General features: G+C 50.0%; 12 protein-coding genes and 3 pseudogenes. 5 read left to right on the top strand and 10 right to left on the bottom strand.

Annotation, left to right across the window (positions count from 1 at the left end; all coding sequences use genetic code 11):
• The first annotated feature begins 92 nt into the window (after positions 1 to 92).
• Entirely contained in the window at positions 93 to 1088 is a 996-nt protein-coding gene (locus RI501_RS02915; RefSeq protein ID WP_313820278.1) for an LCP family protein, read from the top strand.
• Positions 1089 to 1231: 143 nt separating this feature from the next.
• Here RI501_RS02915 and RI501_RS02910 read toward each other — a convergent pair whose 3' ends face one another.
• The 6 genes and pseudogenes from RI501_RS02910 to RI501_RS02885 form a co-directional block, all read right to left on the bottom strand.
• Positions 1232 to 2065, bottom strand: a complete 834-nt coding sequence (locus tag RI501_RS02910; protein WP_313820277.1) for a DUF1129 domain-containing protein — start codon at positions 2063 to 2065, stop codon at positions 1232 to 1234.
• Between the two features lie 286 nt (positions 2066 to 2351).
• The gene (locus RI501_RS02905) at positions 2352 to 2615 is read right to left on the bottom strand and encodes a metal-sensitive transcriptional regulator (RefSeq protein ID WP_313820276.1); all 264 of its coding nucleotides are present in this window, start codon (positions 2613 to 2615) and stop codon (positions 2352 to 2354) included.
• Positions 2615 to 2941, bottom strand: coding sequence for a thioredoxin (gene trxA, locus RI501_RS02900; protein WP_313820275.1), 327 nt, complete (start codon positions 2939 to 2941; stop codon positions 2615 to 2617). The genes RI501_RS02905 and trxA overlap by 1 nt, the downstream gene beginning before the upstream one ends.
• Before the next feature lie 123 nt (positions 2942 to 3064).
• Positions 3065 to 4417: an FAD-dependent oxidoreductase gene (locus tag RI501_RS02895; RefSeq protein WP_313823119.1), complete on the bottom strand. Its 1353-nt coding sequence runs from the start codon at positions 4415 to 4417 to the stop codon at positions 3065 to 3067.
• 597 nt (positions 4418 to 5014) lie between these two features.
• A pseudogene (locus tag RI501_RS02890) lies at positions 5015 to 5917 on the bottom strand (alpha/beta hydrolase).
• Positions 5918 to 6470: 553 nt separating this feature from the next.
• Positions 6471 to 7325 carry a DegV family protein gene (locus RI501_RS02885; protein WP_313820274.1) on the bottom strand — a complete coding sequence of 285 codons (855 nt, stop codon included), beginning with the start codon at positions 7323 to 7325 and terminating at the stop codon, positions 6471 to 6473.
• A gap of 487 nt (positions 7326 to 7812) precedes the next feature.
• On the opposite strand from RI501_RS02885, the pseudogene RI501_RS02880 reads away from it, so the two are divergent.
• From RI501_RS02880 to RI501_RS02870, 3 genes and pseudogenes are all read left to right on the top strand, one after another.
• Positions 7813 to 8328, top strand: a pseudogene (locus tag RI501_RS02880) (Nramp family divalent metal transporter); the annotation flags it as partial.
• Positions 8329 to 8420: 92 nt separating this feature from the next.
• Positions 8421 to 9281: an IS982 family transposase gene (locus RI501_RS02875; protein ID WP_042521211.1), complete on the top strand. Its 861-nt coding sequence runs from the start codon at positions 8421 to 8423 to the stop codon at positions 9279 to 9281.
• An 8-nt stretch (positions 9282 to 9289) separates the two neighbouring features.
• Positions 9290 to 10165 (top strand): annotated as a pseudogene (locus RI501_RS02870) (divalent metal cation transporter); the annotation flags it as partial.
• 72 nt (positions 10166 to 10237) lie between these two features.
• On the opposite strand, the gene RI501_RS02865 reads toward RI501_RS02870, so the two are convergent.
• From RI501_RS02865 to RI501_RS02850, 4 genes are all read right to left on the bottom strand, one after another.
• Positions 10238 to 11113: a hypothetical protein gene (locus RI501_RS02865; RefSeq protein ID WP_313820273.1), complete on the bottom strand. Its 876-nt coding sequence runs from the start codon at positions 11111 to 11113 to the stop codon at positions 10238 to 10240.
• A 160-nt stretch (positions 11114 to 11273) separates the two neighbouring features.
• Complete coding sequence (locus tag RI501_RS02860) at positions 11274 to 12023, bottom strand: glucose 1-dehydrogenase (RefSeq protein ID WP_313820272.1); 750 nt, start codon at positions 12021 to 12023, stop codon at positions 11274 to 11276.
• A 152-nt stretch (positions 12024 to 12175) separates the two neighbouring features.
• Positions 12176 to 13594: an NAD-dependent succinate-semialdehyde dehydrogenase gene (locus RI501_RS02855; RefSeq protein WP_313820271.1), complete on the bottom strand. Its 1419-nt coding sequence runs from the start codon at positions 13592 to 13594 to the stop codon at positions 12176 to 12178.
• 192 nt (positions 13595 to 13786) lie between these two features.
• Complete coding sequence (locus tag RI501_RS02850) at positions 13787 to 14359, bottom strand: TetR/AcrR family transcriptional regulator (RefSeq protein WP_313820270.1); 573 nt, start codon at positions 14357 to 14359, stop codon at positions 13787 to 13789.
• Between the two features lie 183 nt (positions 14360 to 14542).
• Between RI501_RS02850 and RI501_RS02845 the strand changes: the two genes are divergently transcribed.
• Positions 14543 to 15318, top strand: a protein-coding gene (locus tag RI501_RS02845; RefSeq protein WP_096109514.1) for an IS5-like element ISLpl3 family transposase whose coding sequence is annotated in 2 segments (ribosomal slippage) — positions 14543 to 14867 and positions 14867 to 15318 — 777 coding nt in all. Because the reading frame shifts where the segments join, the coding sequence is not laid out codon by codon here.
• Positions 15319 to 15717: the final 399 nt, after the last annotated feature.

Here is a 15717-nt window from a genome sequence, read left to right as displayed (position 1 = left end):
GAAAAGTTTAGCCTAATTGTGGTAAAGTCTTAGCCCTTTATCCACCACTTTGCTTATACTTAGAGGCGAAATCATCGGAGGGGGAACCACACATGAATGATGAAACGCCGTTACCACCACGGCAACCACACTTCAGCCACCGTAGCTGGGGAAAGTGGCTTCTTTTAGGAATTTTGATTTTACTGATTGGCGGGGGCGTTTACGGTTGGCGGGCTTACCAGGCCGCCCAAAAAACGTTCTCCCAAACCTATCACGCACTACCCAGCAAGCCTAGTGACACCACGATTACCAGCGGAAAGCCCTTTGCCGTTCTCTTATTAGGAACCGACACCGGAGCGTTGGGGCGTCACGACGTGGGCCGGACCGACACGATGATCGTGGCCACCATCAACCCACAGCAGCAAACCGCTAAACTAACCAGCATTCCCCGGGATACCCTGGTCAACATCTGGGGAAGCCGCCAAGACGAAGAGAAGATCAACGCCGCCTATCCGTTATACGGGCCAACAACCACCATTAAGACGGTGGAACACCTGGTAAACATTCCCATTCACTATTACGTTCTATTGAATATGGGCGGCCTAGAGAAAATGATTAACGCGGTTGGTGGGGTAACCGTGACGCCACCACTGACGTTCCACTACGAACAGGCCAACGTGGTCAAGGGCCACAAGATTCACCTTAACGGCGCCCAAGCGCTGGCCTATTCACGGATGCGTGACGACGATCCGCTCGGCGACTATGGCCGCCAAGCCCGGCAACGACAGGTCATTAAGGCCTTGGTCCTCAAGGAAGTTAGCCTATCATCACTGACCCGCTACCAATCCGTTTTGGGATCGCTGCAGAGCAATATGCAGACCAACCTCTCGTTTAAAGACTTAGTCTGGTTACGAACCAAGTACGGCCATACCAGCCGCCACATCCAGTCCCAGACGCTGCAAGGCCAGCCGGCAATCATCAACGGCATCGACTACCAGATTGCTTCGCAAAAGACCATCCAAAAAATTTCTAGTGATCTGCGCAAATCGCTGAGTCTCACCCCCGTGTCGAGCTTTCAAACCGACGCGCTGGACCCCAGTGGTTTTTGACCCGTGGCTAGCGTCCGTCTTGAACGCTTAGCCAACTCGGTGCTATCACCCGTACAACCAGACAAGGATGTGCGGACCCACTAATTGCTAATCAGCACAGTAACCAAAACGACTCCCCGGCAGATGTCAGGGAGTCGTTTTCGTTATTTAACGTTAGAGTTGTCTTCATCGTTAGCCGACTGCCGCGTTTGCCAGATGTGCCAACCGATAATTAGAATGCTCAGGTCCCCCAGAATGGTCCCCAAAGCAATCACCAGATTTCCCGTCGCGGTCACCATCAGACTCGACGTGGGGGCAATCCGGGCCATCAGGGCCAATAAGGTCGTAATCCACACGTCGGCGGTCAGTGCCGGCAACCACGATGCCGTCTGGCGGCGTTGCACCCCCACGATTAATCCCGTAACGACCACGGCAAAGGCAAGCAGAAAGACGCTGCCCCCTTTACGGGTTAGATACACCAACCCCGCCGCCGGAACCCACCGTGCCGCAACGCTTAGCGCCGCCAGCAAAGCGACTACGATAATCCCCCAGCTTACTAGGCGTCCCCGCGGGCTGAACTTGGGCGCTAACCAAATCCCCAAGCCTAACGCGATCACCAACAGGCCGTATTGAACGGCTACGAGCGATAGTTGTAACGGAACCGCCGGTAAGACGACCGTGGGTAAAATAATGCCTACGGTGAACAAGATAAACGGGAACCAAAGATCACTAGTTAACCACCACGGTCGCGGCCATAACGTGGCCGTCAGGGTACGAACCGCCTCTTCTGGTGTTCCGCCGAAAAATTGACTGGCGTCTTCTTGGCGATTCTGCGCGACCAGTAACCCCGTTAAGAGGTCGTGAATTTGGGCGTCACTAGTAGGTTTCGGTTGCTGGGCAAGCAGGCCAGCGAGTTGGTCCCAATACTCGCGATTCGTCGGGGTCAATTGTTCCCGCAACGCCGCGTTTTGTGCTGTCATGGCTGGGCGATTTGCCACGTGTGCCACTCCCTTCTGAAATTACTACTAGTTCCATGATAGGGAAAATTCACGTAAATTGCCACTAAGTTATGAGAACGGAACAAAAGGCGATTAGCTGGTAAGCATGAACGACGGTTCGTAAGACGGACAATCCTGGACTTGGCTTGGCTGGCGACTTTACGGGGTTAAGCGGAACCAGCGCCTTTTGGCACACGTTTCGGCACCAGACGTTCGGAGACGATAAAGAGTCTGCGACTTTTGTCCCAGACTCTCACTACTGATTGGCAAAGCAGATATTTTTAACCTAGTGATTCTTAACGACTAATTCTAAAGCCGCTTCTAATTGCGCTTGTTGGTCGGTGTCAAGTTGGTCCGCCGTGATACACTGCTTGACGTTTTCCGCCACCACGACCCCCATAATCCGTTCAACGCTCGACCGTACTGCTGCCAACTGGGTCAGAATATCCTGACAATCGCGCCCTTCATCGACCATCTTCAAGATGCCCTGAAGTTGGCCATCGGTTCGTCGCAACCGGTTCTTCAACCGGGTGGCTGTTGGTTGTCCCATTAGGCCTGCACCTCATCTAGCTTTTCATCCAAATACTTTTTCAGCGCCGCTTTAGGATGGTACCCCACGACTTTTTCCACCGGAGCACCGTTCTTAAAGATTACTAGTGACGGAATACTCATGATACCAAGTTGTTGCGCTAAGTCCTGGTTCTGGTCCACGTCAAGCGACGCAAACTTCACCTGGTCGCCATATTCTTGATCCAAATCCTCTAGGACGGGAGTCTGCATCTTACACGGCCCGCACCACGACGCCCAAAAGTCCACCACGGTCACGGCCGTACCGTCACCCACATGTTCAAAATCTTTACTCGTAATTGCTTGCATTGTCTGGTCCTCCTGTTTAACTAATAAGTACATTATACCCCAGGGGGTATCGTTTGACCAGCTTTTAGTTTTGGGCACAAAAATAGTGTGACTTAATCATCACGCTACGTGGTTAGACTTTAATTATTGTTGATCGGCTGCTTGAACGTGGTGCGCTGCCGCCGTTAAACGTGGGTGATTGTTCCCCCGTTGCGTTTCTTTTTCCACGGCCATCTGGGCGACCAAGTTCAGGTAGTTGAACGGATCGTCAAAGTTTGGCTGGAACAGCATATCCACGAAGGACAGGTCGTCGATCGTGTTACGGTTTTGGATGGCAATCGAGATGGCGTTCGCCGATTGGGCCACTTCATGCTTACTAAACAGCTGGGCCCCCAGGATTCGCCGACTATCCCGGTCGTAAACCAGATTGATGGTCAACTTATCCGTCGATGGCATGTATTCTGGCCGCCAAGTTCCCTCGAAGGTCACCATGTCCGCGTTGAAATCGTTGCGCTTAGCGTGGTCCAAGGTTAACCCAGTCGAGGCTAGCGTGTACCCGAAGAGGTTCATGGCTGACGTTGCTTGGGTCCCCATGTATTGTTGGATGTTCCCAAAGACGTTGATTCCGGCCAACATCCCCTGCCGTACCGCGTTCGTGGCTAACGGCGTGTAGGCTGGTTTGCCCGTTGGGTTGAAGTTTACCACACTAGCGTCCCCACAGGCGAAGATGTCGGGATTTGACGTTTGCACGTAGTCGTTAATGATGATGGCCCCGTGACGATCCATGTCCACCTGACCCCGTAAGAGTTCGGTGTTGGGCACAAAGCCCGTGCAGACGATGGCCAGGTCGGCTGTGTAGTCGCCCTGTGTACTTTCGATGACCAGTTCACCCTTATCATCACTGGTGAAGGACGTTACCCGGGAATCCAAGTGGACTTCGACACCCTTGTCCTCTAGTAAATTAATCACTTTATCAGAGAAGTTCTTGTCCACATAGTGGTTCAAAACAATGTCTCGTGATTGCAGCAACAAAACCTCATGGTCGGTTCGTGCATAACTTTCGGCCAATTCGGTCCCAATATACCCAGCCCCAATAACGGCAATGCGCTTATTGTCCTTAGCCGTTTCGTAAATCGCCTTGGCCTGATCGTAGTTCTTGCAGAGTAGGACCTTATCTTCATCGATCCCAAAGATTGGTGGGACCGTCACCGTGGAACCCGTGGCCATGATTAACTTATCATAGGTATCATTAACCATGTCCCCCGTGTCCATGTTAACCGCCTCTAACGTCTTCGCTGTCGCATCAATCTTCAAAACGTTAAACCGCGTCTTGATGGTTGCCCCCAGCGACGTTAATTGCTCCGGCGAAGAATAGAACATGTCTTCCAAATGCTTAACTTGGCCGTCTAAATATAATGAAATCCCACAGGATAAGAACGAAACGTTGGTGTGCCGTTCATAAATGGTCACATCAGTTTCGGGATGATCCCGTAAAATTTATAGCGCCGCATTCGTTCCGGCGTGTGTACTACCCACAATGATGACTTTCATGTTTACCCTCCTACATGAAAAAAACGATTCTACCAGCAGTCTACTAGAAAGTTAGCAAAAGATAAACGACTTGGCTCGCAAAACCCGGTATTTTACCCCCAAAGCCTCACACATTATCAAAAGTGACGGGTATATGTGCAAAATGCACCTAAAATAGTTAATTAAATCAGCGTTAAAACCTGATTTAAGTGGCTTAGGCGGCACTCTTCATCCTTTTCAGGTGGTCAATACCATAATTTTTGCCTACCCAACCTGTTTTAACCTACCAGCGATTAAATAGTCCCATTATCTTTCAGCATAACAGCTTTGCGGACAAACGGTCTAACCATTTTGTGATAGCCGTTACAATTCGCTTGCAAACCACCGTTAATCTGACTATGATACCCATAGTTAGTTCGTGATACGTTCTGACCTTAAGCACTGTGATAGACACGGGAATCACTGTCTATAGATGCACTCCCCCCAAAACAAGTGATTTATACGAGCAGATTCCTAATTAAAAACCCCGAACAATCCGCATGTTGTTCGAGGTTTTTTGTTGTCTTAATGAATGAATTTGGATGGCACCAGTTGCTGGGATTGGGTTGCGCGAAACAGGAAGTCAAAGACCAGTTCCTGCACGTGGGGGTTGTCATGCAACCGGCTGTGTTCCGCCGTGGCGCCGCGAAAGCCTACTTCTCGAAAACTCGCTGGGATCGAACCCAATAGGTACCGCAACGACCGCGCCGATGCCGTGGAAATGTAACGGTCTGAATGCGTTCCGTCATTGATATCCCCGTAGATGTTCAACACATCCGCGGCGGCTGGGAAGTGCTGGCGGTCCCGGTAAAGGTCCGCGTAACTGGGGAATCAAAAATTCTTGGGGTAGACGATCTTAGGGCGACCGCTCGCCGCCAACGAATTGGTGTTGTGACTTTCGTTCATGCCAATCACCCCGTTAAACGGTCCGGCGATTGTCACCAGCTTTTGGAGCTGCGGTAGCCAGGAATCTTGTCCGTAAGCCTCGGCATAGGCCACTAAGGCGACGCTCCCGGCAGAATGTCCCACAGCGTTATACGCTTGCACCCCGTGTTGCCCCCGCAGATAAATCATGACTTCATGAAGCCACCGAACCTGAAAGGATAGTCGCGCCTGGTTGTTGCCAAACGTGACCTGAATCAACGGATGGGCAACCGAGTCGTCCCAGCGGCCACTGACCTTGAGTTTACCAGCGTGCGTAATATGAATGGTTAACGGTTGATGGTACCCGAACTTCACGGCGGCCGTCAGCATTTCCTTCATGGTCTTCGAACTGCCCCGCAGCCCGTGCACGAAAATCGTGGGCACTTGTGGCGTGATCGTCGGCCGCTGCCGCTGCCAACGGGCCAACTTGCGGTGGGTCCGCAACCGGCCAATGGCACTAGTCGCACCCGATATGACTGCTAACTCGACTAAACTCAAATCCATTAACTCATTATCCTCCTGAAGCAATCTAAGTCCGTTAATCGCGGCTATGATTACTCGCTTACTTGACAGGAACTCGTGATAAGTCCCCTACTAGATTAATCTCATAGCTCTATTATACGGCCAAATGATGGTTTGTCAGGTCTTTTTTCGCCAGGCTAGTGAAGTCAGCAACGCTTAGGAAAGGAATCATTAGGACGTTTCGTCTCAAAGCAGCTTAACAATTTAGCACATTTCGTTTAGTGGTTCAACTTGTTTGGGGCACAAGTAACGTTCACCTTATTATTAAGATATTTATCGAACCAATCAATTGCGCCCAAACATCGGTAAGGGTTACACTACAGTCAAGTTAATAGCTGTGACGCTGTTAACTGAAGTTGCACCAAATTCTTATTATTCTAACGAGCGGAACTTAGCACTCCCCCAAAGTCTTAAACTCTGCTCGTACCCCCCTCAAGCCACGATAGCGCATCCGCCATCGTGGTTTTCTTTTGGGCAAATCAAGCTTGCCAATCCCCCCTAATCAGTAACGAGCGGTTTCGAATTCAGGCTCGATCTAATCGAGGACTTGCACCCCGATGCCGATCAACCCCGGCCCGGTATGCACACCTAGGGCAGGAGACACGTCGCCAGCATACCACTGCAAGACCTGCGGGTAAGCGGCCTTTAGTCGTTGGAGCATTTCCTCACGTAAGGTGGGATTGACCCCGTCGACCACGGCGATGTTGACCTTCGTGGCCGTGCCGATGGCCTGAGCAACCAAATCCATTAACTTTTTCAGCGTCTTTTTCTCCCCACGAACCTTGGCAATGGGATAGTAGACCCCCTGATCATCGCAAGAGATGATGGGCTTAACATTGAGTAAGGTCCCCGCCATCCCGGCAACTCGGCCAATGCGGCCCCCGGCCTGCAGGTACTTTAAGCTGGGCACGTAGAAGAAGACCTTGGTCTGGGCCGTCACTCGTTCGACCTCGGCCACAATCTGGTCAAAGGTCAGCCCCTGGTCGCGCAGCTGAGCGGCGTAAATGGCCGCAAACCCACTGCCGATCCCCACACTGCGGGTATTGATCACGTGGACCGTCAGCGGTGAATCCTCCGCTAGCAGCTGCATCTCCTGATAGGTTCCGGACAGCTTGGCTGAGATGCTAACGGCGATTACGTGGGTGTACCCTGACGCTTGGATCTGATCCAGCGCCTCGATGATGCGTTTTCCCGTGGGGCTGGCCGTGCTCGCCGGTTCGAGCGCTTGCCGCCGGTAAAATTCGGCGGGCGTAATGGTGACCCGGTCCTCATAGACCCGATCACGAAAAATCACGTTCATCGGGGCCAATGCCATATCGGCGGCGTGGAGGACGTCACTGGGGACGTCGGAACATGAATCAACTAATATTGCAATTTTCTCTGCTGCCATAATGATGCCTCATTTCTTAGTTTTCAGTCAGTTAGCGGACGCGTCACCCGCCCGCTTAATTAAAACGATTATAACGCATTCATCTAGTTTTTGGAACTAGCTTATTTTGCTTTATAAACGACGTCTTCTAATTATCGTCTAAACAATGAGGTCCCCCAAGTTTTTTGTTCTACTTTAGGGCGATTTAGGGGGCCCATATTTTTTTGAAAAAAAGTTGTGGGCCACACGGAACCGTTACCATCTCGACAACTTATAATATTTTTACGGTAAAAATCTTTTTAGGTAGTCCTAAATCAACAACAGTGACAGTTGACATCCCGCCCAATTAGCTTATACTTACGGTTGAATTGATAGCGGGATTGATCATGAGTTTAGTCGATGATCCGTCGGAACACCACTCATTAATTAGTCCCGTTGCCACGTAGAAAAGCAGCAGTCTACGGACTACCTGAATTTCTAAAACTGAATAGAAAAGAGGGGTTTTTCAATGAAAAATCGCGAAACCGATGCGAAAACCAAGCATCACATGCTCGAGTCAACGGGGTCCGGCCAAAAGAGTCTCGACGAAGTTAACGGAAGTGTGGATGTGCCGCAAAACGCCGGCTTCTGGCGAACCTTAATTGCCTACACTGGTCCGGGCGCCCTGATTGCCGTCGGGTATATGGACCCAGGGAACTGGATTACGTCAATCGGTGGTGGGGCCAACTACAAGTACACCCTGCTGACCGTCGTTCTGATGTCGAGTCTGATTGCCATGCTTCTTCAAGCCATGTCGGCTAGACTCGGGATTGTAACGGGGAAAGATTTGGCGCAACTGACCCGTGAACATACGGGAAAATTTACCGGCATCATCTTATGGATTATTACTGAAGCCGCCATCGTGGCCACGGATATTGCCGAAATTATCGGGTCCGGGATTGCCTTAGAGTTACTCTTCGGCTTCCCCCTGATTGTCGGGATTCTGATTACCGCCGCCGATGTTTTGCTCTTATTAGTCTTAATACCCGTTGTGCTAGTTGAAATGGGACAATTAAAGTACATAAAAAGCCTGGCAGGCTTACACTTTTAAGTATCCTAAACAAAGAAGTGTGAACGATGTCAAGCCAATATTATCTTACTCAACCTACAACTATCGTGCAAGCACCTTGGCAACCCTGGGTTGCGGTTGTAACGCCACTATATCAACGTTATGTTTCCTGCAAAATTCGGCAAAGAAAGAATGCTAATCATGCCAAAATATCAGATGTAACTATCATGGCTTTGATGTGTTGGCAGGTATCACTTGGTATCACTAATCAATGTGCTTTTTATCGTCTGTTAGTTGGGTTAGGGCTGACTGGTTTGCCAGAACGATCTCGTTTTAATCGACGGTGCACAGCTATGGGCTGTCTGCTCCAAACCCTGCGGGTTGGTTTAGTTAAACACTGTTTACCATCAGTGACTTACACCATCATAGATAGTTTTCCAATCCCATTATGCCAATCAATTCGTAATCATCGAGCCAAAGTTTTACGCTCACTTGCTGACATTGGCTATAATGCCACCAAGAAACAATGGTTCTATGGTTTAAAGGGACATTTTCAGGTCACCAATCAAGGCATTGTAGTGGCCTATTCAATTTCAGCTGCTTCAATTCATGATATTCGTTTAGTGCCAGAATTGATTGACCAATACGCTTGCTCACATGTTTTGGCCGATGTTGGCTACCTTAGTCAACCACTAAAAGATCAATTAAAGCAACGACACATTGATTTCTGGACACCCAAACGCCGTAACATGCCCCAATCACGACTGAATAGCACCTTATTGAAGCGCCAAAGGCGCATGATCGAAACTCTATTCTCTAAATGGCAGGTTTTATTTCAGGTTGAACATAATCGGGCCCGATGTCTGCGTGGTTTCAAAAGTCGATTAGAACAACTTTTATTCGTAGATACCTGGCAGCTAATTAACTAGCACAACGGGTAGTCTTAATGAAACTGGGCTTCCGGAAGATCGAAGCCATCGTGGCCACGCTAGTTGCCGTGATTCTCTTCGTCTTCCTATATGAAGTGATTCTCTCACAACCCCATATGGGACAGGTCTTAAAGGGCTACCTCCCTTCCACCGACGTGGTGACGAATAACGGGATGCTCTACCTCTCCTTAGGGATTGTTGGGGCGACGGTGATGCCCCATGACCTTTACCTGGGGTCATCGATCTCGCAAACCCGGAACTTCGACCGCAAGGACCGCAAGAGTGTGGCGCAAGCCATCCGGTTCACCACGATTGATTCCAACATTCAATTAACGCTGGCCTTCGTGGTCAACAGTTTACTGTTGATCTTAGGGGCGGCCCTCTTCTACGGTACGAACAGTGACCTGGGTCGTTTCGTGGACCTGTACAACGCGTTGAGCAACAACCAAATCATGGGGGCCATCGCCAGTCCGATTCTGAGTATGCTGTTCGCCCTAGCCCTATTAGCGTCCGGGCAAAGTTCCACGATTACCGGGACCTTAGCTGGCCAGATCATCATGGAAGGCTTCATCAACCTGAAGATGCCATTATGGGCTCAACGGTTGCTGACACGGTTGATTTCCGTGACGCCCGTGGTCGCCTTCGCGCTGTATTACCACGGTAACGAAGCCAAAATTGAAAATCTGCTGACGCTTTCTCAGGTCTTCTTGAGTATCGCGTTACCGTTTGCCATGATTCCACTGGTGCTGTTCACCAGTAACCGTAAGCTGATGGGGGAATTTGCGAACCGCAGTTGGGTCAAGTACCTCTCCTGGTTCGTCACCGTGGTGCTCATCATCTTAAACATTTATCTGATCTTAAATACATTAGGCATCGTCAAATAAACGATGCCATTAAAAAAAGCATTTCACGCGTCTAGGTGAAATGCTTTTTTCACGTTGTCCTGATTTGAACCGTCACTGGCGTCGAAGAGCGGCCAGGATGTCCCGCCCCCGGTGCTCAATGGCATAATTAATGTTGACTAGAAATTGCTCAATCTCTGCTGCGGTTTGGGGTAGTTTCCGCTCCGTCAAATGCTGCTGCCAGAAAGTTTTAACCTGGTCATCATCATCTACGTAGTCCCTTAAGTAGTGTTTTTCGAGAAAGGCGTCCCACACCCCGCAAGTGGTGAGAAATAGCTTTAATTCATTCAACCCTAGGTCCCAATAATCCCCGCCGCCCCGGCAGCTATTGAACCCCTTCGGTACCACGACGATATTCCCAATGGTGTGGGTTAATCGGGCAAACCGCATTAGTTCGATATTACCGTGAACTCGCTCAAACTGATTGAAATTTTGCATTAAAAACTCGGGCCAAATCATCCGCTCGGTCAGGATAAACTGAGGATAGTTTTCCCTAAAATACGTTAGGTACTTGGGGTCAATCTCTAAATAATCCGGACTATCAAACGGCGGATACCCGATTTCCGCTCTGAGCGGTCCTTGGTGTTTCCGCAACGGCTCAAAATTATCGGCCCGGGTGGATCCCTCGGGGGTAAACACATTTGGATAATTAAGCTGGAGCAAGCATTTATAAGTGGTCCAAAAAGAATTCATGACATCCGTATCAAGATGTCCAGATAATCCGAATAATTTCTTAAAGACGTCCTGAACCACCTGATAGTTCTCAAATTCTTCACGGCTGGCTGATTCCGTAGCGTAATCGACCCCTTGACCCTTTCTTCGAACACTGGCTTTCACCATTAAAATATTCTTAATTGCTTGCCGATCATACCGCTCCCCTAGAAAAATCTTTTTCAGATCATCATTCCAAGATAACTCCTCAAGATTCACCCCTGTCACCCTTTCATCATTAGCCCTGCGTCTCGCCTACCTGCTTCCCCATCTCGATTAACCGTCCTTATCTTACCCCCCTGCACATTTCAGCCAATTAAAAAGACCCCGTTTTCCAACGGAGTCTTTGGCCTGATTCGCTAAATTTAAAAGAAAAGGACTAAGCGCGTTGTGCCCCGTCGACCGTAAATTCGGCCCCGTTGGCAAACTTCGATTCATCGCTTCCCAAGTAGACACAGACTTCCCCAATATCCTTGGGTTCACCCATGTGGCCCACCGGAATGGTCTTAATCAGCTGTTCCTTAGCGGCCGCCGGGACGATGGCCGTGTCGATCCAGCCAGGGTGGACGGAATTAACCCGAATGTCAATTCCCCGGTGGGCAAGGTTCAATGCCGTGGCGTGGGTCAACATCCGAGTGCCCCCCTTGCTGGCAGAGTAAGCTGGGGCGGTTGGCAACCCGACTAACCCGGCCACGGAAGAGACGTTGATGATGGAGCCCTTGGCGTTGTTGGTCTTTTGCATGGCCTTGATGCCGTACTTCTCACCCAAGAAGTTGGCGGTCAAGTTAATATCGATGACCTTCTGCCAATCAGCCAGTGACAGGTCTTCAATGATGGGGCTCATGCCCCCGATACCGGCGTTGTTCACCAGAATATCGAGTTTACCAAACTTCGCTAAGGTCGCCTCAATCACCTTTTGCCAATCGGCCTCTTTGGCGACATCCTGTTGCACGAACAGACTGACGTCGTCACCGAACTTGGCCACGGCAGCCTTCCCACCATCCACGTTATGGTTGGCGGTCAAAACCACCTTAGCGCCTTCACGCACGTAGCATTCCGCAATTCCTAAGCCGATACCTGCCACGCCACCCGTAATGATGGCGACTTTCCCGTTTAACCGATCTGTCATCTTCAAATTCACCCTTTCTGAAAGTGCTTACATCTCAGATTAGCATACTCGCCGTTAAATTTAAAATAATTGGCCCCACGCATTGATTAACCCCCAACTTGGTCCCACTAAAAAAGCCGGGGCAACCGAAAATCCCCGGCTTGTGCAACCACTTAGTTTAAATGAAACGGCAAGACTAACCCGCCAAATTCGTTCTCGTTGGGCTTGTCGCGCTTGACCACCAGCTCTTGGTTCACAAAGCTGGAGATCCCTTCGCGGCCTAGTTCGCGGCCGTAGCCGGACTGCTTGACCCCACCAAATTCGAGTTCAGGTAACGAACTAAAGAAGGTGTTGACGTAGACTTGACCGGTCTCAATGCGCGACGCCAGCTGAGCCCCGTAGTCGCCGCTACCAGCAAAGACGATGCCCCCCAACCCGTAGTTGGTGTCGTTAGCCAATTCAACGGCCTCGTCATCATCCTTAACCTTATAAACCTGGGCGACCGGACCAAACATTTCCTTGCCGTAAGCCGGGTTGTCCTTGGTGATGTTCGTCAGGATGGTTGGCAGGAAGAACTGCCCGTCACTTTCCACCGGATCGTGCACGAAGGCGAGCGTGGCACCACCAGCCACCGCGGCGTCTACTTGGGCCTGCAGTTTCTCCTTGGCCTTCTTGGAGTTCATCGGCGCTAACGAGGTCGTCGGGTCCAGCGGGTCACCCAACTTCACGGCGGCAAACGCCTGCTTCAAGGAAGCCAAGAATTCGTCGTAGTGGTTTTCGGTGACGATGAAGCGCTTGGATGACGTGCAGACCTGTCCGGCATTGTACAGCCGCGCCCGCGGGGCAATGCTGTTAACCATCGTCATGTCGGCGTCGTGAGCCACGATAAAGGCATCGGTCCCCCCGAGTTCCATGGTCGTCTTTTTCAGGTGCTTACCAGCCACTTCGGCCACGGCGGTGCCGCCCCGTTCGGAGCCGGTTAAAGCCACGCCCTGAACCCGATCATCGGCGACCACTTGGGACACTTGGTCGTAGGACAAGAACAGATTAGTTAGTGACCCGGCCGGTGCTCCGGCCCGCCGCACAGCGTCTTCAAAAGCTAACGCCGATCCCGGCGTGATGGCCGCGTGCTTTAAGACAATTGGATCCCCAATCGCAAAGTTCGGCGCAAAGATCCGCATGATTTGGTAATACGGGAAGTTCCAGGGTTCCACGGCCATTAACACGCCTAAGGGGTGGTTTTCTAGCTGCGCGTCCCCGGCAATCGAGGCAATCTGCCGCGGTTGCAGAAATTCTTCGGCATGATCGGCGTAGTATTCCGCAATCTCGGCACACAGGATAACCTCGCCTTGCGCTTCCACAAAAAGCTTGCCCATTTCGGTAGTCAGGACCTTAGCCAAACTATCGGTTTCGTCACGGAAAATCTGGGCCAACTTATGTAGCACGGGCGTTCGCGTCGAGACGGGATCATTACGCCAGCGTTTGTAGAGCGCTTGTGCTTGCGCTAAGGCCGCTTCGACCTCCGCGTCAGTCGCTTCGGGATAGGTTTTGACCACTTCATTCGTATAAGGATTCGTTGTTTGATAAGCCATTTGTGTTTCCTCCTTGTTCGATCACAGTGTCTTTTCACAAATTACCGACTCACTTGCAATCACTATACACCCGCCGTTCAGAAAGCGCTATCATTTATATTTGTGATTTTAATTTCAAGCTGGCCGCGTCGATTTCACTAGCACTGAGGCCACAAAAAAAGCAAGCCCCCACAGACTTGCTTACGCATTGCTTTAACTTAATTTCCAACGGTCTAGAATACCGTTAAACAGCCGGTTAGCCGTGGTAATCTGATCTAAGACCGTCCGGGGACTGGCCTTAAACCCATCATTGGCCCACTTATTAATCAGGCCAATAGCTCCCGCCGCAATGAATTCTGCCGACGTGTCAATCACATCTTCCTTCAAGTAACGGTACTCGGGCATGGCATGTAGTAAAATGGAGAGCCGTGCCGCGACGAATTCGTTAGTTGACTGTCGCCAGACCCCATCATCATAGGGATAGGCGTTTAAAAATAGCTTCGAGTGATCAGCAATTCGTTCAAACAATTGAATCGTTTCCGGTCGCCAGTTCTCTAAGGTGATGGTCAACGGTTTTTCACGGCGTGGTGCCTCAACGATGAACCGTTGATAGACAAACGCTAAGAGTTCGTACTTATCCGCAAAGTAGTAATAAAACGTCTTCCGGTGTACTTCCGCTTCGTCCGCAATCTCGCGAACCGTAATCTTGTCAAACGTATTGTGGTTTAGCCAAGGACTCCGCAATTCGTTCCTTAGTTTCTGATGCAGCCATCGTGATACCTCCAATCATCCGTACTCTGGTTTAACGGCCAGGGTGATCCCCAACCATCCCCCGGGAATTAGTTGACTTAGCCAATCACATTGAGGGTTGCCCACCCAATTGTCAAAATTTAAAATTTTCAGATTAGGGACTGTCTGAAAACTAAAAATTCAGGTATAATCTGAGGAAAAACGAATCGAGGCATTCCGATGACAACACCTAAACGATACGAACTGGAAGATGCTCAGTGGGACCGAATCAAAGGATACTTCCCGCCATACCGGACTGGCCGTCCATCAAGCCTAGACAACCGTACCGCCCTCAACGCTATCCTCTGGCTCATGCGCAGCGGGGCTCCTTGGCGTGATCTACCTGAACGCTATGGCTCTTGGAAAACGGTGTATAGTCGCTTCCGAGCCTGGGTAAGTTCAGGCTTGTTCGAACAGGTTTTTCTCGAATTGATTGACAATCCCGACATGGAAAACTTGAGCTTAGATTCAACGATCGTTCGAGCGCATCAAAAGGCCACTGGGGCAAAAAAAACGCCGAATGTATGGTCGAAAATCAAGCTATTGGACTAAGTCGAGGTGGCCGAACGACCAAGATTCACGCACTCGTTGACGGATTAGGGAATCCCTTGGGTTTTCGCCTAACAGGTGGTCAAGTACATGATAGCCAAGTTGCCAGTGAGTTGCTGGAAGGCTTCGATATTTCTCAATCAAATATTATCGCGGATAAAGCCTATGGCACCGCGAAACTTCGCCAGTATATTAAAGATAAAGCAGCCGTCTATACCATTCCGCCAAAGGAAAATACCAAAGACAAGTGGACCTGTGATTACCACGTTTATTGTGAGCGCCATTTGATTGAGAACTTCTTCAATCAGTTGAAGAACTTTCGTAGGATTGCAACGCGTTATGATAAGCTCGCTCATGTTTATCTGGCTACGGTTTACATTGCCTCAATTTGCATCTTACTTAAGTAGTTTTCAGACGGACCCTAGTTAGTTGCTAATTCGTTATGTATATAAATGACATGACTTACTCATTGAATAGGCCTAATTATAGCATAACTACTGCTCTATTGTACGACACTTTTGCGTGCAATGGATAGTAAAAACAGAATTATCCCTAAAATCGTTAAGGGGGTTGTTATGTCGCTTGAAAACGCGCAATCGCGATCGTCCAAGAATGTTCCGGCATTTCCTGGGTTTCCGGTCAACTTGACTAACCTAACCGCTCTTTAAGTTATCAATCGATTAGCCAATTTAACTGGAAGTTGTAACTGTTCCGAAGAAGTGCGGTACCTCGAAACGGAACCTTTTCCCCATTTTAGCATATCAAAAGCGGGTAGGCTACCCAGCCTACCCGCTTTTTCGATTTAT

Source organism: Levilactobacillus zymae (genome assembly GCF_032190635.1).
Lineage (GTDB): Bacteria > Bacillota > Bacilli > Lactobacillales > Lactobacillaceae > Levilactobacillus > Levilactobacillus zymae_A.
This window is presented reverse-complemented; position numbering and strand designations above follow the sequence as displayed.